Genomic DNA, 21,222 nt, shown 5'->3' with positions numbered 1-21,222 from the left:
AATCAGTGCATGGTGTCTGGGTCGGAGTCGCCCATGTGGCCGGGCAGCGTGCTCGAGAGCACGCGTTCGACGAAGGCCGCGTACTCGTCCATGTAGTGACGGAGGAACTTCGCCGTCGACTCGTCCTTCACTTCGCCGTCGGGACCGTATGACTCCGGCTGGAACGTGATGTACGCCTCCGGTGCGTTCAGCTGCGGCGCATCGAGGAAGCTCAGCACGCTGCGCATGGACGCCTGCATGACCGCGGTGCCGATCGCGCCGGTCGATGCGCCGATGATGCCGGTCGGCTTGCGTGCGAAGGAGTTCTGCCCCCAGGGGCGCGAGCCCCAGTCGATCGCGTTCTTCAGCGCGCCGGGGATCGAGCGGTTGTACTCGGGAGAGACGATCAGCAGGCCGTCCGCGCGCTCGATCGCCTGCTTGAACTCGGTGACCGCCGAGACCGGCGAGTGCTCGTCGTCGCGGTTGTACAGCGGCAGGTCGCGGATGGGGATCTCGGCGAGTTCGAGGCTCTCGGGCGCTGTGCGCGCCAGAGCGCCTGCGAGCACGCGATTGATCGAGTCGCTCGCGAGACTGCCGATGATGTAGCCGATGCGGTGGACCATGTCGTTCTCCGATCTTCTGAGGTGACTCAGGTCTACCCGTTCGACGGCAGCGGGACAACGGGGGTTGCGCGCCGCCTCAGCCTGCGTCGGGCGGTCCCGCCGGGCGCTGCGCGCGTCGGCCTCGAGGCACCTCGCCGTACAGCGCCACCGGACGCCCCGCCCGCTCCTGTCCGGGCATCGGCCGCGAGCGGCGACCGTAGATCAGCTCGGACGAGTCGAGCAGCCACGGCACGAGGGTGATCGTCACGCCGTGCACCATCATCAGCTGCGTGGCGATGCGCCTCGCGCGCCGGTTGTGCAGCAGGCTCTCCCACCAGTGCCCGACGATGTACTGGGGCAGGTAGACCGTGACGACCGACGGGCCGTGCTTCTCGCGATACTCGCGGATGAAGTGCTCGATGGGCTGCGCGAAGGTGCGGTACGGCGAATCGACGATCACCAGCGGCACCGGGATGCCGTGCTGCTCCCACTCGCGCTGCAGCACCTTCCCGTCTTCGGGCGTCAGGGCGATGTGCACGGCGATGGTCTTCTCGTGCTGCGCGGCGATCGCGTAGTCGAGCGCCTTGATCACCGGCTTCTGCAGGCGGCTGACGAGCACGATGGCGACGTCGCCCTGCGAGCCGAAATGCGTCGTGTCGGCGATGCTGATCTCGTGCTCGACGTCGCGGTAGTACCGCTTCACCCCCAGCATCAGCACGGCGAGCAGCGGGATCGCGAAGAACACCATCCAGGCGCCGTGCGTGAACTTGGTGATGGTCACGATGACGAGCACGGCGACGGTCATGCTCGCGCCGAGCGAGTTGATCACCAGCCCCACATGCGCCGAGCGCCGTTCGGCTGCGACCTCCGACAGTCGCCGGTGAGTCGTCTCGCGCAGCGTGCGTCGCCAGTGCCGCACCATGCCGATCTGTCCCAGCGAGAACGACACGAACACCCCGATGATGTACAGCTGGATCAGCGCCGTGAGGTTCGCCTGGAACGCCACCAGCACCGTGACGGCGCCGATGCCGAGCAGGATCATCCCGTTCGAGAACACGAGCCGGTCGCCGCGGGTGTTCAGTGCCTTCGGCGCGTAGCCGTCGCGGGCGAGCACGGCTCCGAGCAGCGGGAAGCCGTTGAACGCGGTGTTGGCGGCGAGCAGCAGCACGCAGGCGGTGGCCGCCTGGATGACGAAGAACAGGATGCTGCCGCCGCCGAACGTCGCGGCGGCGATCTGCGCCATCAGGCTCGGCTGCGGGCCCGAGCAGTCGAAGCCCTGCAGGTCGCACGGGTTCTCGGCGTAGCGCACGCCGGCGATCAGCGCCATCGCGGTGAGGCCGGTGAACAGCACCGCCGCGACCCCGCCCATCATCGTCAGGGTCAGCTGCGCGTTGCGGATCTTCGGGCTGCGGAACGCCTGCACGCCGTTCGACACCGCCTCGACGCCGGTCAGTGCCGAGCATCCGCTCGAGAAGGCGCGCAGCACGAGCAGCACGATCGCCGCCTGCGAGATGCTCTCGGCCTCGACGGTGTAGCCGGCGCTGGCCGCGACCGGCGCATCGCCGAGGAAGGTGCGGATGAGCCCGGTGCCGATCATCAGCACGACCGACCCGATGAACACATACGTCGGGATGGCGAACACGGTCGACGCCTCACGCACGCCGCGCAGGTTGACGACCACGATGAGGATGACGAAGCCGACGGCCAGCTCGACTCGCCACGGGTCGAGCTGGGGCACGGCGGAGATGATGTTGTCGACGCCGGAGGCGATCGACACGGCCACGGTGAGCACGTAGTCGACGAGCAGCGCCGCGGCCACGACGACGCCGGGCACCTCGCCGAGATTGGTCGACGCGACCTCGTAGTCGCCGCCGCCCGACGGGTAGGCCTTGATGAGCTGCCGGTAGCTGAGCACCACGACGATCAGCAGCAGCACCACGGCCGCTGCGACCCACGGGCTGAGGATCAGGAACGAGACCCCGCCGATGAGCATGATCATGAGCATCTCCTGCGGGCCGTAGGCCACCGAGCTCAGTGCGTCGGATGCGAAGATCGGCAGGGCCATGCGCTTGGGGAGCAGCTGGTCGTCGACCTGCTGTGTGGTGAGTGGTTCGCCGAGGAGGATGCGTTTCGCGAGTTGCGGGGCGTCCGCGTTCTCACGCATTTCATTTGCCACGAGCGGCGACACTACGCCTGCCGCCCGCACTGCGCAACAACGGCGCGCGAGGCGAATCCGGTCAGGCGTCCGCGGTGTCGCGCAGGTAGTCGCCGAGGCGGCCGAGGCGCGGGCGCGAGGAGGGATCTTCCACGGCGGCGGCGCCGACCGCGTTGGCCGCGTGCAGGGCATCCTCGTGGCTCAGCCCGGAGCGCAGCGCGATCGTCAGTGCGGCGCAGAACGCATCGCCGGCGCCCACGGTGTTCACGGGGCGGGCGCGCTTCGCCGGGGCGAACGCCAGACGCTCACCTCGCGCGAACAGCGCCGAGCCCTCGGCACCGTACGTGACCGCGACGAGTGCGGCGTCGGCGAGCTCGGGGATGAGCGCGTACTCGGTCTCGTTGACGATGACGAGGTCGGCTCGGTGCAGCAGCTCGTCGGGCAGCGGCGTCGCCGGGGCGGCGTTGAGCACGAAGAATCCGCGGCAGCGGCGGGCGAGCTCGGTCACGGTGTCGATCGAGATCTCCAGCTGCGCCATCACCGTCTCATCGTCGGTGAACTCGATGCCGTCGAGGGTGACCTCGGCGTTCGCGCCCTCGCACACCGAGATCTGGTTCTCACCCTGGGCGTCGACCATGATCAGGGCCGTGCCGGTCTCGCGCTCGGCGGTGATCACACCCGAGACGTCGACCCCTGCATCCGCCAGCGCTCGCCGCATCTCGTCGCCGGAGGCATCGGCGCCGACCGCTCCGATCATCCGCGTGCGCGCGCCGAGACGGGCGGCCGCGGCCGCCTGATTGGCGCCCTTGCCGCCGGCGTCGCGCGTGAGCACACCACCGCCGACGGTCTCGCCGGCGCCCGGCAGCCGGCTCGTCGTCGCGGTGATGTCGCTGTTGATGCTGCCCACGACGGTGAGTGGGATGTCGACGGTCATGTGCGATCTGCCTTTCCGGGGATCTCATTCAATCACGCGCGTAGCCGCGTGCCGGGCGGTCGAGCGCGCCTCCGCGGCGGCGATCCCAGCCGATTCCGAACGCGGGCGCGTAGCGTCGGGAGTATGACGATTCTCCCGGTCGACGACGCCGCGCTCGCCGAGGCGAAACAGCTGAGGGATGCGTTCCAGCGGTTCCTGCGCGAGTACGAGTTCGGGATGCGCGAGGTCGAGACGAAGATCTCGATTCTGCGGGACGAGTTCACGCACATGCATGCGTACAACCCGATCGAGCACGTCAAGAGCCGCGTGAAGACACCGGACAGCATCGTCGAGAAGGTCGCCCGCAAGGGCATCGACGCCGACTTCGAGGTGATCCGCCGCGAGATCACCGACATCGCCGGAGTGCGCGTGACGTGCAGCTTCGTCAGCGACGTGTACCGGCTGTTCGATCTGCTCACACAGCAGGACGATGTGACGGTGCGCAGGGTCAAGGACTACATCGCCGAGCCCAAGGCCAACGGCTATCGCAGTCTGCACGCGATCGTCGAGGTGCCGGTCTTCCTCTCGACCGGACCGGTGGCGATCCCGGTCGAGGTGCAGTTCCGCACCATCGCGATGGATTTCTGGGCCAGCCTCGAGCACAAGATCCACTACAAGTTCGCCGGCCGGGTGCCGGCGCACCTCGTGCAGAGCCTCACCGACGCCGCCGGTGCGGCCGGCGAGCTCGACCTGCGCATGGAGCGGCTGCACCGCGAGGCTCACGAGAGCAATCAGCGGGCGATCCAGGTCTGACGGATTCAGGACGAGCGCGATTCTGAAGATGCCGCGGGCGGCAGCATCCTTCAGAATCGCGATCGTCCTTCAGGGGTGAAGCGGGTCTTACTTCGCGAGGAACGAGGTCAGTGCGGCGTTGACCTCGCCGGCGTGGGTCCAGAGCAGTCCGTGCGGGGCGCCCTCGATCTCGACGTAGTCGGCGGCGGGCACAGCCTGGTGGAACCGCCGGGCGGTGGCGTCGATCGGCAGGATGTTGTCGTTCGTGCCGTGCAGGATCAGCGTGGGCTTGCCGGCCTCGCGCACGGCGTCGACATCGCCGCGGAAGTCCTCGATCCAGGCGGGCACGACCGCGTAGGCGGCGACCGGCGCGCTGGTGACCGAGAGGTTCCAGTTCGCGTCGACGACCTGCTGGCTGATGCGCGAGCCGAGGTTTTCGTCGAGGTTGTAGAAGTCCTTGTAGAAGTCGGTGAACCAGGCGTAGCGGTCGCCCCTCGCCGCGGCCGCGATGCCGTCGAAGACCGACTGCGGCACACCCTCGGGGTTGTCGTCGCGCTGCACGAGGAAGGGCTCGAGCGAGGCGAGGAAGGCGAGCTTCGCGACGCGGTCGTGACCGTAGCGGGCGACGTAGCGGGCGAGCTCGCCGGTGCCCATCGAGAAGCCCACCAGCACGACGTCGCGCAGGTCGAGCGTCTCGAGCACGGTGTTGAGGTCGGCGGCGAAGGTGTCGTAGTCGTAGCCGGTGTCGACCTTGGACGACTGGCCGAAGCCACGGCGGTCGTAGGTGATGACGCGGTAGCCCTGGTCGAGCAGCTCGCGGGTCTGGCGCTCCCAGCTGTGGCCGTTGAGCGGGTAGCCGTGGATGAGCACGACGGGCTGACCCTGTCCCTGGTCTTCGTAGTAGAGCTCGATGGGGGTGCTGTTCTCGGTGCCAACGGTGATGGTGCCCATGATGAGATCCTTTCCAGTGGGAGTGAGAACGGTCGTTCTCGCTGCTGTGCTCAACCATAGGGGAACGATCGTTCTCGTGTCAACTAGACTCGTCACATGACCGCAGATGACGCACGCGAGCAGGTTCTCTCCGCCGCCGAACGGCTCTACTACCGCAAGGGATACGCGGCCGTGGGCATGGACGAGCTGCGGGCCGCCGCCGGCGTGTCGCTGCGCCGGCTGTACGCGCTCTTCCCGTCGAAAGACGACATCATCGCGGCCGTGCTGCAGCGCAAGCACGAGGAGTGGGAGACGACACTCGCCGCCGCGGTGGCCGATGCGGGCGACGACCCGCGCGCCCGGCTGCTCGCGGTCTACACCTACCTCGAGAACTGGTTCTGCGCCGACGACTTCCGCGGCTGCGCGTTCATCAACGCCTTCGGCGAGCTGGGCGGTACGAACCCTGTCGTGGCCCGGCTGGTCAGAGAGCACAAGGCGTCGTTCCAGAGTCAGATGGCGACCCTCGCGGCCGAATCCGGTGGCAGCGCCGCGCTCGCCGCTCAGCTCTCGATCCTCGCCGAGGGCGCGCAGAGCACCGCGGCGATCTCCGCAGACCCGCAGGTCGCAGCTCAGGCGCGAGCCGCAGCAGAGGTGCTCATCAACGCCGCTCTCAGCTCGTCGAGCGCGCGGGCCTGACGGAAGTCGTCAGTCGAGGAACTCCCGAGCCGCGGTCACCAGCGCCGAGACGCCCACCTCGATCGTGGGGTGGATCACCGGGGCGTAGAACGGCGAGTGATTCGTGGGGACGTCCTTGTCGACCGTGCCGCCGGCCAGGGCATCCGCGTACACCTTCGGGTCGACGCCGCCCCAGAACCAGAACACCAGAGGCACGCCGGCGTCGCGGGCGAACCACGACACGTCCTCGCTGCCCGTGAACAGCCCCGGATCGATCACCGACTGCTCGCCGAAGACGCCCTGGAACGCCGAGACCACCCGGGCGGTGGCGTCGGCGTCGTTGATGGTCGCCGGCAGCCGGTGCAGGGTCGAGATCTCGGGCTCGCGTTCGGCCCCGGATGCCATCGCCTCGGCGCGGATGACGCGTTCGACCCGCTCGAGGACCTTCTCGCGCAGCTGCTCGTCGGGATAGCGCAGGCTGAGCTGCAGCGTGGCGTCGGCCGGGATGATGTTGTTCTTGGTGCCGGCGTGTATCGCGCCGACCGTCACGACGGCGAGGTCGCGGGGATCGACCTCGCGCGAGACGACGGTCTGCAGCCGCATGATCGTCGCCGCGGCCATGACGATCGGATCGACCGTCGAGTGCGGGCGCGACCCGTGGCCGCCGCGACCGTGCAGCACCACCTGGATGCCGTCGGATGCCGACATCTGCGGCCCCGGTCGTACCCCGATCGTGCCTGCGGGCAGGGGAGTGACGTGCTGACCGAGCACCACGTCGGGCCGCGGAAAGCGGTCGAGGGCCCCGTCGTCGAGCATCGCGCGGGCGCCGGCACCGTACTCCTCGGCGGGCTGGATCACCACGACGACCGTCCCGTTCCACTGCTCGCGCTCGGCGACCAGACGCTCGACCGCGCCGATCATCGCGGTCACGTGCATGTCGTGGCCGCACGCGTGCATGACGCCGACGGTGTTGCCGTCCGGGTCGACGCCGGTCGCGGTCGACGCGTACGCGAGCCCGGTCTCCTCGACGACCGGCAGTGCATCCATGTCGGCGCGCAGCCACACCACGGGACCCCCCTCGCCCGAGCCCGTCGAAGGGTTGGAGAGCACGCCGACCACGCCGGTCATGCCGACGCCCTCTGTGACGTCGAGACCGAGCTCGCGCAGGTGAGCTGCGGCGATGCCGGCCGTGCGCGTCTCCTGGAACGACAGCTCCGGATGCCTGTGCAGATCCATGTAGAGGGCTTCGAGGTCGACGGTCATGCGATGAGCCTAGCCCCGGGGCGCAGCCGGGCGAGCCGTCGGGCGTGGTACGGTTGGGTGTCCCTCCGCCGGAGGGCCCACTCTCACAAGGCTCGCGAATCTCGCTGCAGCCCATCACCCCGATCCCATCCCGCGTGTGAGTTCCGCGGAACAGGATCCCCACGATCCCGTCGGGTCGCACGCATTGCGTCACCTCATCGGCATCGTCGTAACGTACCCGCCGGACAATTCAGCGGGGGCACTTCGGCTGCGACAGCGGCCACATCGAAAGAAGGCAGAAGCACATGGCCACTGGCACTGTGAAATGGTTCAACTCCGAGAAGGGCTTCGGCTTCATCGCACCCGATGACGGCTCCGACGACCTGTTCGCGCACTTCTCGGCGATCGAGGGCTCCGGCTACAAGGAGCTCACCGAGAACCAGAAGGTGGAGTTCGAGCCCGAGCGCGGCCCCAAGGGCATGCAGGCGGCGAAGATCCGCGCGCTCTGATCTGAGCGTCTACAGAACCGGCCGGGACCCACGTGGTTCCCGGCCGGTTCTTTTGCGTCTGGTCAGGTCGCCGCGTTCTTCCGGTAGCGGCGGTTGCGCAGCCCCAGCAGGGCGGACGCCAGCACGGCGGCGCCCACCGATGCAGTGAGGATCGCCACCTTCGCCTGATCGTGGTGGGGGTCGGCGACGTCGAAGCTCAGCTCGGCCACGAGGAGCGAGACCGTGAAGCCGATGCCGGCGAGCAGCCCCACGCCGATGATGTCGATCCACTGCAGCGAGGGATCGAGATCGATCCGCCGCACCCGGGTGACGGCCCACGTGGCGACGGCGATGCCGATCGGCTTCCCCACGATCAGGCCGAGGATGATGCCGAGCACCACCGGGTCGCCGAGCGCCGAGAGCCACCCCTCGAGACCGCCGATGGCCACGCCGGCTGAGAAGAAGGCGAAGACAGGCACCGCGATGGCGCTGGAGAGCGGACGGAACCGGTGCTCGAAGATCTCGGCCAGACCAGGGCCGCTCTCGTCTTCGTGCGCCGCACGACGGTGCAGCACGGGGATCGTGAAGCCGAGCAGCACGCCCGCGATCGTCGCATGCACACCAGACGCGTGCACGAGCGCCCAGGCGACGAAGCCGATCGGCAGCAGGATGAGCCACGCCGCCGACGCGTGCAGGCGGAACAGCCTCCGGTAGCGCTGCGCGATGACGCCGTACGCGACGATCACGAGCGCCGCCAGCAGCAGCGGGATGACGTCGATGCTGTCGGTGTAGAAGATCGCGATGATCGCGATCGCGACGAGATCGTCGACCACGGCCAGCGTCAGCAGGAAGATGCGCAGCGCGCTGGGCAGATGCGAGCCGATGATCGCGAGCACCGCGACCGCGAACGCGATGTCGGTGGCTGTGGGGATGGCCCACCCCCTGGCAGCATCCGGCGTGCCGCTCGTGACAGCGACGTAGACCAGCGCGGGCACCGCCACGCCGCCGAGCGCCGCGACGACCGGGACGATCGCGGTGCTGAATCGCCGCAGATCCCCGGCGACGAACTCGCGCTTGAGCTCGAGGCCGACCATGAAGAAGAAGACCGCCAGCAGACCGTCCGCCGCCCACTGCCCGAGCGTGAGGTCGAGGTGCCACGGCTCGTAGCCGACTCGCACATCGCGAAGGGCGAAGTAGCCGTCGGCCCACGGCGAGTTCGCCCACAGCAGCGCGACGGCCGCGGCGACGACGAGCAGGACGCCACCGGTCGTCTCGGTGCGGAGGATCTCGCCGACGCGGCGCGACTCCGCGCGCGACGACGTGGGGAACAGCGGGCGGAAGAGGGAGGAGGAGCGCACCATTCGGGGCCTTCCGGGTCGACGGACGATGACGTCGACCAGGCTTCCCGACACTCCTCCTCCACCCTATCGGGGCGTATGCGCCGAAGCAGGGTGCCGCCTGAGCGGCACCGCGCTCAGCGTCTGCGGCCGGCGACGGGGATCGGTCCGGTGACGCTCAGCTCGTCCTCCCAGCACTGGATGCCCGTGACCTCGGGCATCCGCTCCCGGGTGAAGACCGGGTCGAGGCCCGCGCGGCGCTGGTCGAGGTAGTCGCGCAGCAGTTTGAAGGCGACGCCGGATAGCAGCGCGATCGCGATGAGGTTCACGATCGCCATGACGCCCATGATGCTGTCGGCGGTGTTCCAGATGAGGTCTGCCGACGCGATCGAGCCGAGGAAGACGACCAGCACCACCAGGGCGCGGTAGGTCTGCAGCACGCCGCGCCTGGCGCGGATGAACTCGATGTTCGACTCGCCGTAGTAGTAGTTGCCGAGGATCGAGCTGAACGCCAGCAGGAAGATGATCACGCTCAGTACGATGTTCGACCACGAGCCGAGCGAGCTGACCAGGGCGTTCTGCGTGAGCACGATGCCTTGCTCGGCGTTCGCCAGGTCGGGGGTCGCGACGAGCACGATGAACGCGGTGATCGAGCAGACCAGGAACGTGTCGAAGTAGACGCCGAGCGTCTGCACCAGGCCCTGCTTGACCGGGTGCGTGACGGCGGCGGTCGCGCCGGCGTTCGGCGCCGAGCCGAGTCCCGCTTCGTTCGAGAACATGCCGCGCTTCGCGCCGATCATGATGATGGTGCCCAGGGCGCCGCCGGCGACCTCCTTCGTGCCCCACGCCTGCGTGTAGATCGAGGCGAAGACCTCGGGCAGGCGGTCGATGTGGATCGCGACGATCACCAGACCCAGCAGCAGGTAGATCAGCGCCATCAGCGGGACGACCGCAGACGAGACGCTGGCGATGCGGCGCACGCCGCCGAAGATCACGAGCGCGGTGAGCGTCGCGAGGACCGCGCCGACCACCCACGGGATCCATGTGACCTCGCCGCCGAAGCTGCCCGACACGGTCGCGCTGATCGTGTTGGCCTGCAGCGAGTTGAACGAGAACGGGAAGCACAGGATGAGGATGACCGCGAAGACGATGCCCATCCAGCGGGCCTTCAGCCCGTTCTGCATGTAGTACGCGGGCCCCCCGCGGAAGCCGTCCTGGTCGCGCACCTTGAAGGTCTGCCCCAGGGTCGACTCGATGAAGCTCGACGCGCCGCCGATGAACGCCATCGTCCACATCCAGAACACCGCGCCCGGACCGCCGAGCGCGATCGCGGTGCCGACGCCGGCGATGTTGCCGACGCCGACTCGGGATGCCGCCGAGATCGTGAACGCCTGGAACGCCGACACCGACTGCGGCCTGCCGTCGGCATCCGTCGGGGTGCGGTCGGTGAGCGTGCGGAACATCTCGGGGATGAGGCGGAACTGCACGACGCCCGAGCGGAAGGTGAAGTAGAGGCCGAGCAGCAGCAGGATGGGCAGCACCGCCCACGTCCAGAGCTTGTCGCCAAAGAAGAGCACGAAGTCGTTGAGTGCGTCCATCCGACCAGTATTCAGGCAGCGGTCCGCCAACCGAGCCAGCGCCGGGCCGAATCGCCCGGATGGATGTGTTTGTGAAGTCAACCGCGAGACTTGCGCTCCAGCACGAAACCGACGTCGGGGCGCCCTGTCTCGTGCTGAAACTCAAGTCTCGCGGGGGTGCAGGTCGCGGGTCGCCGGATGCCGGATGCCGGATGCCGGACGCTTACGGCCGCGGCCGCGGCGGCGCGGTCGTGCGGCGCACGATCAGCTCGTAGGGCAGGTCGGCGGGCGCGGCATCCGCAGCGCTCTCGAGCTGCGCGAGGATCGCCGCCGCCGCGCGCTCGCCCTGCGCGAGCGGGAACTGATCGACCGTCGTGAGCTCGAAGAACTCGCCCAGTTCGTAGCCGTCGATGCCGACGATCGACACGTCCTCCGGCACATCGATGCCGAGCTCTCGCGCCGCGAGCAGGGCGCCGATCGCCATCTCGTCCGACGCGGCGAAGATCGCGGACGGCCGCGGTCCCGGGCCGCTGAGCAGCCGAGTGGCGGCGCGGTGCCCGCCGTCGACGGTGAAGTCGGCGGGTTCGAACAGTGCGGGATCTGCGGGGATGTTCGCATCCGACAGCGCCTGCTCGAAGCCGAGACGCCGGCGGGAGGGCACCCGGAAGTCGGCCTCGAACTCCGCGGCGGCGCCGATGTGCGCGATGTCGCGGTGTCCGAGCCCGATCAGGTGCTCGGTGGCCAGGCGCGCGACGGCGGTGTCGTCGAACGTCAGCGTGCGCAGCCGCGGATTCGGGCCGCCGACGCCGATCACCGGCAGGCCGAGATCGAGCAGCTGGGCGGTCTCGTCGCCGTCGAGCTCGATGGCGACGGCGATCACGGCATCCACCCGCTGGCGACGCAGGAAGGTCGAGAACACCTCTCGGCGCACGGCGGCGTCGGCCGTGATGTTGTACAGCGTGACGTCGTAGCCGGCGCGCATGAGCGCGCTGGTCGCGCCCGAGAGCACGGTGCTGAAGAACCAGCGGTCGAGGAAGGGGACGATGACCCCGACGTTCTGCGTGCGTCCGGATGCCAGGCTCGACGCGCGCGACGACACGACGTACCCAAGGGAGTCGGCCGCGGAGCGCACGCGCTCTCGTGCGCGCTCCGACACGTGCCCGCGCCCGCTGAGCGCGCGCGAGACGGTCGCCGTCGACACTCCGGCGAGCCTTGCGACCTCGTCGATGCTCACCACGACGTCAGCCTATCCCGACCGCCGACCCGCTCAGGCGCGTGTGAACCAGGCGGCCGTGTTCGGCGGCAGCGCGGTGCCTGTGAACGGCTCGCTCTGCACGACGAAGGTGACGTCATCGCCGAGCTCGATCGGCTCGTCGCCGAGGTTCGCGACCACGTGCAGCTCGCCGCGGTGGAAGGCCACGGCCGAATCGGCCACATCGTCCCAGACGAGCGAGCCGCTGCCCAGACCGCGCGCGGCGCGCTCGCGAAGCAGGCTCTTGTAGAGGTTCAGCGTCGAATCCGGCTCGCGCTCCTCGGCATCGCGCGCGAAGCTCGCCCACTCCGCCGGCTGCGGCAGCCACGAGGCGCCGGTGTCGTTGAATCCGAACGCGGGGCCCTCGGCCGTCCACGGCAGCGGAACGCGGCAGCCGTCGCGACCGTAGCGCTCGCCGTTCGTGCGGAACCACGTCGGGTCCTGTCGGAACTCGTCGGGGATCTCCATCGCCTCGGGAAGGCCGAGCTCCTCGCCCTGGTAGACGTAGGCCGAGCCGGGCAGCGAGAGCATCACGGTGGTCGCCGCGCGACCGCGGGACAGACCGATGGCCGGGTCGGGCTTGCCCTGCGAGTTCGGGCCGATGCCGTCGCCCTGCGGGCTGTCGGCGGTCAGTGCGAGTCGCGAGGCGTGTCGGATCACGTCGTGATTCGACAGCACCCAGGTGCTGGGTGCGCCCACCGCTCCGAACGCATCGAGCGATTCGCGGATGACGAGGCGCAGCTCCTGGGCATCCCACGGCGTCATCAGGTAGGGGAAGTTGAAGGTCTGGTGCATCTCGTCGGGACGCACCCAGAGGGCGGTCTTCTTCAGCGTCGGCAGCCAGGCCTCGCCGCACAGCGCGCGATCGCCGTCGTATTCAGCGAGCACGTTGTGCCAGTCGCGGTAGATGTCGTGCACCTCGTCCTGGCCCCAGTACGGCACGTTCTCCTCGCCGCCGCCCATCGAGTCGGCGTCGGCGACGGGCGCGTAGTCGGGCAGCCCCGCCTCCTTCATCATCCCGTGCGCCACGTCGACGCGGAATCCGTCGACGCCGCGGTCGAGCCAGAAGCGCAGGATGCTGCGGAACTCCTCGCGCACCTCGTCGTTCGTCCAGTCGAAGTCGGGCTGGGTGGCGTCGAAGATGTGCAGATACCACTGGCCGGGAGTGCCGTCGGGCTCGGTCACGCGCTCCCACATGCCGCCGCCGAACACGCTCTGCCAGTTGTTCGGGGGCAGCTCGCCGTTCTCGCCTCGGCCGTCGCGGAACACGTAGCGGGCGCGCTCGGGGCTGCCGGGGCCCGCCTTCAGCGCCTCCTGGAACCAGACGTGCTGGTCTGAGGAGTGGTTGGGCACGAGATCGACGATGACCCGGATGCCGCGGGCGTGCGCCGCGTTCAGCATGACGTCGAAATCGTCGAGCGTGCCGAACAGCGGGTCGACGTCGCGATAGTCGGCTACGTCGTATCCGGCGTCGCGCTGCGGGCTCGTCATGAACGGGCTCAGCCAGATGGCGTCGATACCGAGGCTCTTCAGATCGTCTAGCCGGCTGGTGATGCCGGGCAGGTCGCCGATTCCGTCGCCCGAGGCGTCGGAGAAGGACCGGGGGTAGATCTGGTAGATGACGGCGGTGCGCCACCACTCAGAGCCGGGTGCTGCCATCTGCTCACGCTGTGCCATGATCCCCACCCTAGTGCAAGCGCTTACAGGACGATGTTCACGGGCGGCTCGCCCGCGAGCATTCGATCGATCTGGCGGCGGATGAGCCGGGCCATGCGCGGATTCATCGCCGTCGACGCCCCTCCGCCGTGCGGCGTAATCAGCAGGTTCGGCGTACTCCAGAGCGGATGCCCGGCGGGCAGCGGCTCCTCTTCGAAGACGTCGGATGCTGCGCGGATCGCGCCTGAGTTCAGCGCGGCGACCAGGGCATCCGTTTCGACCAGAGGCCCCCGCCCGACGTTCACGAGCAGCGCGCCCGGTGCCATGCGCGCGATGCGCGCGGCGTCGAACAGGTGATGCGTCTCGTCGGTGGACGGCAGGCTCAGCACGACGATCTCGGCACCGGGCAGCAGGGCGTCGAGATCGTCCATGCCGTGCACGCTCACCTCGCCGATCCCGTCGATCTGCTCGGTGCGGGCGGTGCGCGCGACCGCGGTCAGCTCGACCTCGAACGGCGCGAGGCGCCGGGCGATCGCCGTGCCCACTCCGCCGAAGCCCACCAGCAGCACCCGCCGGTCGGCGAGACTCTCGGCGAACACGGGTGCCCACTCGCCGCGCTCCTGCGCGGCCACGAAGCGCGGTAGCTGCCGCTGCGCGGCGATCATCATGCCCACCGCGAGCTCAGCGGTCGATGCCTCGTGCACGCTCGCGGCGTTCGCGAACGGGATGCCGGCCGGCAGCGTCTCGGCGACGCCGTCGTAGCCGATCGACTGACCCTGCACGAGCCGGACGTCGAGCCCGTCGAGGGCCGACAGCACGCTGCTGCCGCCCATGTACGGTGGCACGACGATGTCGATGCGGTCTGCGGGTGCGGGCGAGCGCAGATCCCAGATCCGCAGGTCGACCCCCTCCGGCAGCGCGCCCAGATTCGCGGCGAGGCGTTCGGTCGGCACGGTAACGAGCAGGGTCACGCTACGACCCTACCGGCGTGCGCCCTCCGAGGTTCGCGTGCTACCTTAGGCAAGCCTTACCAAAGTGCACACCGGATCTCGGTGCCGCAGCCACCCACTCGAAGGAACGCCCGTGCGATCTTCCCGCCTCCTCGCCCTCGCAGCCGCCGCGGCCCTCGCCGTCGGTCTCGCCGGCTGCGCGTCCGCAGCCGATGACAGCACCGACTCGAATGCCTCCACGGGGTCGTCCGGCGAGTCGTTCCCCGTCACCATCGAGCACGCCTTCGGCGAGACGGTGATCGACGCCAAGCCCGAGCGGGTCGCCAGCGTCGCATGGGCGAACCACGAGGTCCCCCTGGCGCTCGGCATCGTCCCGGTGGGCATGAGCAAGGCCACCTGGGGAGACGACGACAACGACGGCATCCTGCCCTGGGTCGAGGAGAAGCTCGACGAGCTCGGTGGTGAGAAGCCGGTGTTGTTCGACGAGACCGACGGGATCGACTACGAGGCCGTCGCCGACACCGCCCCCGACGTGATCCTCGCCGCGTACTCCGGGCTCACGCAGGAGGAGTACGACACGCTGTCGAAGATCGCTCCCGTCGTCGCCTACCCCGAGGTCGCGTGGGGCACCTCGGTCGAGGACATGATCGAGATGAACTCCGAGGCGCTCGGCCTCGAGAAGGAGGGCGACGCCCTCATCGAGCAGCTCGATGCCGACGCAGAGGCCGCACTGGCCCAGCATCCGGAGCTGAAAGAGGCGAAGGTGCTGTTCGGCTACTTCGATATGAGCGACCTGTCGAAGATCGGCTACTACACCGCCGCCGACACCCGCCCCGGCTACCTGCACGAGCTCGGCCTGCCGCTGCCGCAGATCGTCGCCGACAGCGAAGACAGCGACCAGTTCTACCTCGAGGTGTCGGCCGAGGAGGCGCAGCGCTTCGACGACGTCGACCTGTTCGTCACCTACGGCGACGACTCCACCGTGGCGACCCTGCAGGCCGATCCGCTGCTGTCGAAGATCCCCGCGATCGCCGAGGGGCGCATCGCGATCCTGCCCGACGCGACGCCGATCGCCGCATCCGCCAACCCGTCGCCGCTGTCGATTCCGTGGGGCCTGAACGACTACTTCGACATCCTCGCCGCGCCGCTGGCGAAGTAAGTCCCTTCCGCCTGCGGAGACCCGTTCGTGACCTCCACCACCGCCGCACCAGCACCGGCCGCCGCGCACCTGCGCCGTCCGGCGCTGGTGCGCGCGTCGTGGCTGATGGCGGGCGTCGCGGCGCTGGTCGTGCTCAGCATCCTGTCGATCTCGTTCGGTGTGCGCGCGGTGACGATCGACGATCTGTTCGCCGCCCTGTCGGGGCAGAGCGACACGATCGAGCAGGCCGCGATCATCAAGCGGATGCCGCGCACGGCGCTGGCCCTGCTGATCGGCGCCGCGCTCGCCATGGCGGGCGCGGCCATGCAGGCCGTCACCCGCAACCCGATCGCCGAACCCGGCATTCTCGGCGTCTCCAACGGCGCCTCCCTCGCTGTGGTCGTCGGCATCGCCTCGTTCGGGTTGAGCGACCCGTTCGGGCAGATGGCCTTCGCGATCTCGGGCGCCGCGGTGGCAGCGGTCTTCGTGTACGCGGTCGGCTCGCTGGGCCGTGGCGGTGCCACCCCGCTCAAGCTCGCCCTCGCGGGTGCGGCGACCTCGGCCGCCTTCGCCTCCCTGATCAGTGCGATCATGCTGCCGCGGGTCGATCTGCTGCAGGCGTTCCAGTCGTGGCAGGTGGGCGGCGTCGGCGGTGCGGAATGGCCGCGCATCGCGGTCACCGCGCCCGTGCTGGCGCTCGGCGCCCTCATCTGCCTGCTGAGCGCACGGGGGATGAACTCGCTCGCGCTCGGTGACGACATGGCCAGGGGCCTCGGCGAGAACGTCGCTCGCACGCGGATGCTCGCAGCGCTCGGCGCCGTGATCCTCGCCGGCGCCGCCACCGCGATCGCCGGGCCGATCGGCTTCGTCGGTCTGGTCGTGCCGCACGTGTGCCGGATGCTGATCGGCACCGACCATCGCTGGCTGATGCCGTTCTCGGCGATGGCGGGAGCGGTGCTGCTGACCGCGAGCGACGTCATCGGCCGCGTCATCGCCCCGTCCGGGGAGGAGATCCAGGTCGGCATCATCACGGCGATCGTCGGTGCGCCCTTCTTCATCTGGATCGTACGCAGGCAGAAGGTGCGCGAGCTGTGAGCACACGCGAGCGCACGGCAGGCGCACATGCCCCGATCGAGACCAGCATCCCGACCGCGCACACGCTCGAGCGGTCGGCCGACACCGGCGCGCAGCGCGTCGTGCGCATCATCGCCGGCCGCCGCGCGCGACACCGTCGCCACGCCGTCGCCACGATCCTGCTGGGCGCTCTGGTGTGCGTGCTCTTCGCCGTCGCGCTCATGGTCGGCGACCGGTTCTACAGTCCCGATCAGATCGTGCGGGTCGTGCTCGGCGAATCGGTGCCGGGGGCCTCGTTCACGGTGGGCGAGCTGCGGCTGCCCCGGGCCGTGCTGGCGGTGCTGACCGGACTCGGCTTCGGGATGGCCGGCGTGACGTTCCAGACGCTGCTGCGCAATCCGCTCGCCTCTCCCGACATCATCGGCATCTCGCACGGCGCCGGTGCCGCAGCGGTGATCGGCATCATCGTGCTCTCGCTCGACGGCCCGGCGGTGTCGCTGCTCGCACTCGGCGGTGCGCTCGCCACGGCCGCGCTCATCTACGCCCTCTCGATCAGAGGCGGCTTCGCCGGCACCCGGCTGATCCTCATCGGCATCGGGGTCGCCGCGGTGCTGCAGAGCGTGATCTCGTACCTTCTCTCGCGCGCGGCGAGCTGGGACATCCAGACCGCCATGCAGTGGCTCAGCGGCAGCCTCAACAACGCCTCGTGGGAGCGCGTGCTGCCGATGGCGACCGCCGCCGTGGTCGTGATGCCGTTGATGCTGTCGCAGGGGCGCTCGCTCGGTGCCATGCAGCTGGGCGACGACTCCGCCGCCGGCCTCGGGGTGCGGGTCAACGCGACGCGCATGCTGTTCATCCTCGGGGCGGTCGCGCTGCTCGCCTTCGCGACTGCAGCCGCCGGACCCATCGCCTTCGCCGCGTTCATGGCCGGGCCGATCGCCGCGCGCATCACCGGCCCCGGCGCGAACCTGCTGCTGCCCAGCGCCTTCGTCGGCGCGGCGCTCGTGCTCGGCAGCGACCTGCTCGCCCAGTTCGCCCTCGGCGCCCGCTATCCGGTCGGAGTCGTCACCGGCGTGCTGGGCGCGCCCTTCCTGATCTACCTGCTCATCCGCACCAACCGCTCGGGAGGCTCCCTGTGACCGCGGCGCACACTCTCGCGGCCGAATCCGTCACGCTCGCGTACGGCGACCGCACGGTGATCGAGGCGCTCGATCTGTCGATCGCGCCCGGCCGGATCACCTCGATCGTCGGGGCGAACGGATGCGGCAAGTCGACGCTGCTTCGGGCGCTGGCGCGCCTGCTCAGCCCCGCCGGCGGCCAGATCGTGCTCGACGGCACCTCGGTGCACGCGCGCCCGTCGAAGGAGGTCGCGCGCGTTCTCGGGCTGCTGCCGCAATCGCCCGTCGCACCCGAGGGGATCGCTGTGGCCGACCTCGTGGGCCGGGGGCGACACCCGCATCAGCGGATGCTCGCGCGCTGGAGCGCCCAGGACTACGCGGTCGTCGCCGATGCTCTCGACGCGACCGGCATCAGCGATCTCGCCGATCGCAGCGTGGACGAGCTGTCGGGCGGCCAGCGCCAGCGGGTGTGGATCGCGATGGCGCTCGCGCAGCAGACCGACATCCTGCTGCTCGACGAGCCGACCACGTTCCTCGACGTCGCCCACCAGGTCGAGGTGCTCGATCTGCTCACCGACCTGAGCGCCTCGCGCGGCACCACCATCGTGATGGTGCTGCACGACCTCAACCTCGCCGCTCGGTACAGCGACGAGCTGGTGGCCATGAAAGACGGCCGGGTGCACGCCGTCGGCGCCCCGGAGGAGATCGTCACCGCAGAACTCGTCCAGGAGGTCTTCGGCCTCGCCAATCAGATCACCGTCGACCCCGTCTCGGGCAAGCCGATGGTCACCCCCATCGGGAGGCATCATGTCCGCTGACACCACGACGAAGACCCGGCCCAGCTACCTGCTGGCGCTCGCCGAGGTGCGCGCGGTCGAGCGCGTCTCGCCGAACTTCGTGCGGATCACCTTGGGTGGCGACGACCTCGACGAGCTCGGCACCCCGGGCGACACGTTCGACTCGCGCATCAAGCTGATCTTCCCGCCCCGACCGGATGCCGTGCCGCCGATCGACCGTGACGGCGATGACTGGTGGGGATCCTACCTGGCCGTGCCGGAGACCGAGAGAGGCTCGATGCGCACGTACTCGCTGCGCGAGCTCACCGTGACGGATGCGGGCACCGAGATCGTCATCGACTTCGTGCTGCATCTGAGCCCCGGCCTCACCGGCCCGGCCTCGCGATGGGCGGCCGACGCACGCGTGGGGCAGCCGATCTTCATCGTGGGCCCGCGCCGCGGGGTGTCGGCCCGGGAGCACGGCGGCGCGGAGTTCGCGCCCGGCGAAGCGCGCTCGGTGCTCCTCGCCGGTGACGAGACGGCGGCGCCGGCGATCGCGCGCATCCTCGAGGACGCCCCGCGCGACCTGCGGGGCACCGCGTTCATCGAGGTGCCCGAGCCGGCCGACGTGCTCGAGATCGCAGCACCGGCGGGCGTGGAGATCACCTGGCTGCCCCGCGCCGACGGCGACGCCCACGGATCGGCGCTCATCCCGGCGGTGCTCGCCCATCTCGGCGACGCGCACACGCACGTCGACGTGCGCGATGTCGACACCGAGGACCTTCTCTGGGAGACCCCGGCGTACTCCAGCCTCGGCGAGCAGATCGCCGCGACCCACGCGCCCGCCGACCGGTACTTCTGGATCGCCGGCGAGAGCGGAGTGGTGACCACGCTGCGTCGTCACCTCGTCAAGGACATCGGGGTCGACCGTGCGCAGGTGGCGTTCATGGGGTACTGGCGACACGGCGTCGCCATGCGCGGCTGAACGACCTCGAACGCCACGGCGTCCGGGAGTAGTCTGAGCCGCATCCGATGAAGGAGGCGTCATGACGGTTCCCGAGATCAACTACTGGGCGGTGCTGGTGGCGACCGCGTCGAGCATGGTGGTGGGCGCTGTCTGGTACGCCCGCGGCGTGATGGGCGAGCGGTGGGCTCGGCTCGCGGGCGTCGACCTCGAGCATCCCTCCCGCCGCCCGCTGTGGCCGATGATCACGACGGTGCTGGTCGGCTTCATCACCGCGTGGGTTCTCGCCGGCGCAGCCACGATCGCCTGGCACTTCTACGAGGGCTCGTACTTCTGGGCCTCGCTCGTCACCGCGGTCACCCTGTGGGCCGGGTTCACCGCGGCGCGCTTCATCACGCACGACGCGTTCGAGGGGCGCTCGACCCGGCTGACCACCGTCAACATCGGTCACGAGCTCGTGACGGTGCTCGTGATGGCCGTGATCATCGGCGTCTGGCCGCCCGCGGGTCTCTGAGTCGGTCGCGTGCCCACGCGGCGTCAGGCGGCGGTGCGTCAGGCCGCGGTGAGTCTGCGACGCCGCGTCAGGCGGCGGTGAGTCAGGCCGCGACGCGCGCGACGGCGGCGATGGCGCTCTCGAAGAAGCCCAGCCCATCCACGCCCGAGCGCATGGCGGCCCGGGTGTCGGGGCCGAAGCCGGCCTCGGTGGCGTGCTCGGGGTGCGGCATCAGGCCGACCACGTTGCCGCGGTCGTTCGTGATGCCGGCGATGTCGCGCAGCGAGCCGTTCGGGTTCACCCCGGCGTAGCGGAAAGCCACGAGACCCTCGCTCTCGAGGCGGTCGAGGGTGTCGTCGGCGGCGATGTAGCCGCCCTCGCCGTTCTTGAGCGGGATGACGATCTCCTGACCCTTCGCGAACGCGTTCGTCCACGCGGTGTCGTTGTTCTCCACCGTCAGACGCTGGTCGCGGCGCACGAAGTGCTGGTGGTCGTTGCGGATCAGGCCGCCCGGCAGCAGGTGCGCCTCGACGAGCATCTGGAAGCCGTTGCAGATGCCCAGCACGGGCATCCCCTTCGCCGCGGCGTCCTTCACCTCGGCCATGATCGGCGACAGGGCCGCGATCGCGCCCGAGCGCAGGTAGTCGCCGTAGCTGAATCCGCCGGGCAGCACCAGAGCATCCACGCCCTCGAGATCGTGCGAGCCGTGCCACAGGGCGACGGGCTCAGCGCCGGCGATGCGCACCGCGCGCTGGGCGTCGCGGTCGTCGAGCGAGCCCGGGAAGGTGATGACGCCGATGCGCACGCTCACTGCGCGACCTCGACTCCCACGACATCCTCGATGACGGAGTTCGACAGCACGTCCTCTGCCAGGCGCCGCGCTTCGGCCAGCACGTCGTCGGTGATCTCGCCGTCGACGGTGAGCTCGAAGCGCTTCCCGATGCGGACCTGGCTGAAGTTCTCGACACCCAGGCGGGCGAAGGCGCCGGAGACGGCCTTCCCCTGCGGGTCGAGCAGTTCGGCCTTGGGCATGACGTCGACGACGATGGTGGGCATACCCCCGATTCTAGGCGATGCGGCCGCACCCCACGCCGCGTGAGTCGGGACGAGA

Annotated in this window: 21 protein-coding genes; 9 read left to right on the top strand and 12 right to left on the bottom strand. The window is 69.7% G+C overall.

Going from position 1 to position 21,222, the window contains the following annotated elements; genetic code table 11:
- Positions 1-2: 2 nt before the first annotated feature.
- The 3 genes from PGB26_RS02820 to PGB26_RS02810 form a co-directional block, all read right to left on the bottom strand.
- Positions 3-602, bottom strand: coding sequence for an NADPH-dependent FMN reductase (locus tag PGB26_RS02820; RefSeq protein ID WP_271638784.1), 600 nt, complete (start codon positions 600-602; stop codon positions 3-5).
- A 76-nt stretch (positions 603-678) separates the two neighbouring features.
- Positions 679-2,745, bottom strand: coding sequence for an APC family permease (locus PGB26_RS02815; protein WP_271639718.1), 2,067 nt, complete (start codon positions 2,743-2,745; stop codon positions 679-681).
- Between the two features lie 73 nt (positions 2,746-2,818).
- Positions 2,819-3,670 (bottom strand): PfkB family carbohydrate kinase, encoded by an 852-nt coding sequence (locus tag PGB26_RS02810; protein WP_271638783.1) that lies wholly within the window; start codon positions 3,668-3,670, stop codon positions 2,819-2,821.
- A 123-nt stretch (positions 3,671-3,793) separates the two neighbouring features.
- On the opposite strand from PGB26_RS02810, the gene PGB26_RS02805 reads away from it, so the two are divergent.
- Positions 3,794-4,462, top strand: a complete 669-nt coding sequence (locus PGB26_RS02805; RefSeq protein WP_271638782.1) for a GTP pyrophosphokinase — start codon at positions 3,794-3,796, stop codon at positions 4,460-4,462.
- An 87-nt stretch (positions 4,463-4,549) separates the two neighbouring features.
- On the opposite strand, the gene PGB26_RS02800 is transcribed toward PGB26_RS02805, so the two are convergent.
- On the bottom strand, positions 4,550-5,392 hold the full coding sequence (locus PGB26_RS02800) for an alpha/beta fold hydrolase (RefSeq protein WP_099196889.1): 843 nt from the start codon (positions 5,390-5,392) through the stop codon (positions 4,550-4,552).
- A gap of 96 nt (positions 5,393-5,488) precedes the next feature.
- Here PGB26_RS02800 and PGB26_RS02795 point away from each other — a divergent pair, with 96 nt between their 5' ends.
- Positions 5,489-6,067, top strand: a complete 579-nt coding sequence (locus PGB26_RS02795; protein WP_271638781.1) for a TetR/AcrR family transcriptional regulator — start codon at positions 5,489-5,491, stop codon at positions 6,065-6,067.
- Positions 6,068-6,076: 9 nt separating this feature from the next.
- Here the strand turns inward: PGB26_RS02795 and PGB26_RS02790 are convergent, their stop codons facing one another.
- The gene (locus tag PGB26_RS02790; RefSeq protein ID WP_271638780.1) at positions 6,077-7,309 is read right to left on the bottom strand and encodes an amidohydrolase; all 1,233 of its coding nucleotides are present in this window, start codon (positions 7,307-7,309) and stop codon (positions 6,077-6,079) included.
- Between the two features lie 284 nt (positions 7,310-7,593).
- Between PGB26_RS02790 and PGB26_RS02785 the strand changes: the two genes are divergently transcribed.
- Positions 7,594-7,797, top strand: coding sequence for a cold-shock protein (locus tag PGB26_RS02785; RefSeq protein WP_271638779.1), 204 nt, complete (start codon positions 7,594-7,596; stop codon positions 7,795-7,797).
- A gap of 62 nt (positions 7,798-7,859) precedes the next feature.
- Here the strand turns inward: PGB26_RS02785 and nhaA are convergent, their stop codons facing one another.
- The 5 genes from nhaA to PGB26_RS02760 all read right to left on the bottom strand — a co-directional run bounded on the left by nhaA (position 7,860) and on the right by PGB26_RS02760 (position 14,569).
- Complete coding sequence (gene nhaA, locus PGB26_RS02780) at positions 7,860-9,137, bottom strand: Na+/H+ antiporter NhaA (protein ID WP_271638778.1); 1,278 nt, start codon at positions 9,135-9,137, stop codon at positions 7,860-7,862.
- 113 nt (positions 9,138-9,250) lie between these two features.
- Positions 9,251-10,711 carry an alanine/glycine:cation symporter family protein gene (locus PGB26_RS02775; RefSeq protein ID WP_271638777.1) on the bottom strand — a complete coding sequence of 487 codons (1,461 nt, stop codon included), beginning with the start codon at positions 10,709-10,711 and terminating at the stop codon, positions 9,251-9,253.
- 202 nt (positions 10,712-10,913) lie between these two features.
- Positions 10,914-11,927: a LacI family DNA-binding transcriptional regulator gene (locus PGB26_RS02770; RefSeq protein WP_271638776.1), complete on the bottom strand. Its 1,014-nt coding sequence runs from the start codon at positions 11,925-11,927 to the stop codon at positions 10,914-10,916.
- 30 nt (positions 11,928-11,957) lie between these two features.
- Positions 11,958-13,619 carry a glycoside hydrolase family 13 protein gene (locus PGB26_RS02765; protein ID WP_271638775.1) on the bottom strand — a complete coding sequence of 554 codons (1,662 nt, stop codon included), beginning with the start codon at positions 13,617-13,619 and terminating at the stop codon, positions 11,958-11,960.
- Positions 13,620-13,642: 23 nt separating this feature from the next.
- Entirely contained in the window at positions 13,643-14,569 is a 927-nt protein-coding gene (locus tag PGB26_RS02760; protein WP_271638774.1) for a 2-hydroxyacid dehydrogenase, read from the bottom strand.
- Between the two features lie 112 nt (positions 14,570-14,681).
- Between PGB26_RS02760 and PGB26_RS02755 the strand changes: the two genes are divergently transcribed.
- The 6 genes from PGB26_RS02755 (at position 14,682) to PGB26_RS02730 (ending at position 20,132) form a co-directional block, all read left to right on the top strand.
- On the top strand, positions 14,682-15,707 hold the full coding sequence (locus PGB26_RS02755) for an iron-siderophore ABC transporter substrate-binding protein (RefSeq protein WP_271638773.1): 1,026 nt from the start codon (positions 14,682-14,684) through the stop codon (positions 15,705-15,707).
- 27 nt (positions 15,708-15,734) lie between these two features.
- Positions 15,735-16,781 carry a FecCD family ABC transporter permease gene (locus PGB26_RS02750; RefSeq protein ID WP_271638772.1) on the top strand — a complete coding sequence of 349 codons (1,047 nt, stop codon included), beginning with the start codon at positions 15,735-15,737 and terminating at the stop codon, positions 16,779-16,781.
- 47 nt (positions 16,782-16,828) lie between these two features.
- Positions 16,829-17,899 (top strand): FecCD family ABC transporter permease, encoded by a 1,071-nt coding sequence (locus tag PGB26_RS02745; protein WP_271639717.1) that lies wholly within the window; start codon positions 16,829-16,831, stop codon positions 17,897-17,899.
- Positions 17,896-18,696, top strand: a complete 801-nt coding sequence (locus PGB26_RS02740) for an ABC transporter ATP-binding protein (protein ID WP_271638771.1) — start codon at positions 17,896-17,898, stop codon at positions 18,694-18,696. The genes PGB26_RS02745 and PGB26_RS02740 overlap by 4 nt, the downstream gene beginning before the upstream one ends.
- On the top strand, positions 18,686-19,639 hold the full coding sequence (locus tag PGB26_RS02735; protein WP_271638770.1) for a siderophore-interacting protein: 954 nt from the start codon (positions 18,686-18,688) through the stop codon (positions 19,637-19,639). The genes PGB26_RS02740 and PGB26_RS02735 overlap by 11 nt, the downstream gene beginning before the upstream one ends.
- 61 nt (positions 19,640-19,700) lie before the next feature.
- Positions 19,701-20,132: a DUF1761 domain-containing protein gene (locus tag PGB26_RS02730; RefSeq protein ID WP_071643324.1), complete on the top strand. Its 432-nt coding sequence runs from the start codon at positions 19,701-19,703 to the stop codon at positions 20,130-20,132.
- A gap of 82 nt (positions 20,133-20,214) precedes the next feature.
- Here PGB26_RS02730 and purQ read toward each other — a convergent pair whose 3' ends face one another.
- Both purQ and purS read right to left on the bottom strand, forming a co-directional pair.
- On the bottom strand, positions 20,215-20,922 hold the full coding sequence (gene purQ / locus PGB26_RS02725; RefSeq protein WP_271638769.1) for a phosphoribosylformylglycinamidine synthase subunit PurQ: 708 nt from the start codon (positions 20,920-20,922) through the stop codon (positions 20,215-20,217).
- Positions 20,919-21,167, bottom strand: a complete 249-nt coding sequence (gene purS, locus PGB26_RS02720) for a phosphoribosylformylglycinamidine synthase subunit PurS (protein ID WP_271638768.1) — start codon at positions 21,165-21,167, stop codon at positions 20,919-20,921. Before purS ends, purQ begins: the two co-directional genes overlap by 4 nt.
- Positions 21,168-21,222: the final 55 nt, after the last annotated feature.

It is taken from the genome of Microbacterium sp. nov. GSS16 (assembly GCF_028198145.1).
Lineage (GTDB): Bacteria > Actinomycetota > Actinomycetes > Actinomycetales > Microbacteriaceae > Microbacterium.
Note: the sequence above shows the minus strand (reverse complement) of the source record. Positions and strands in the feature narration are given on the sequence as shown.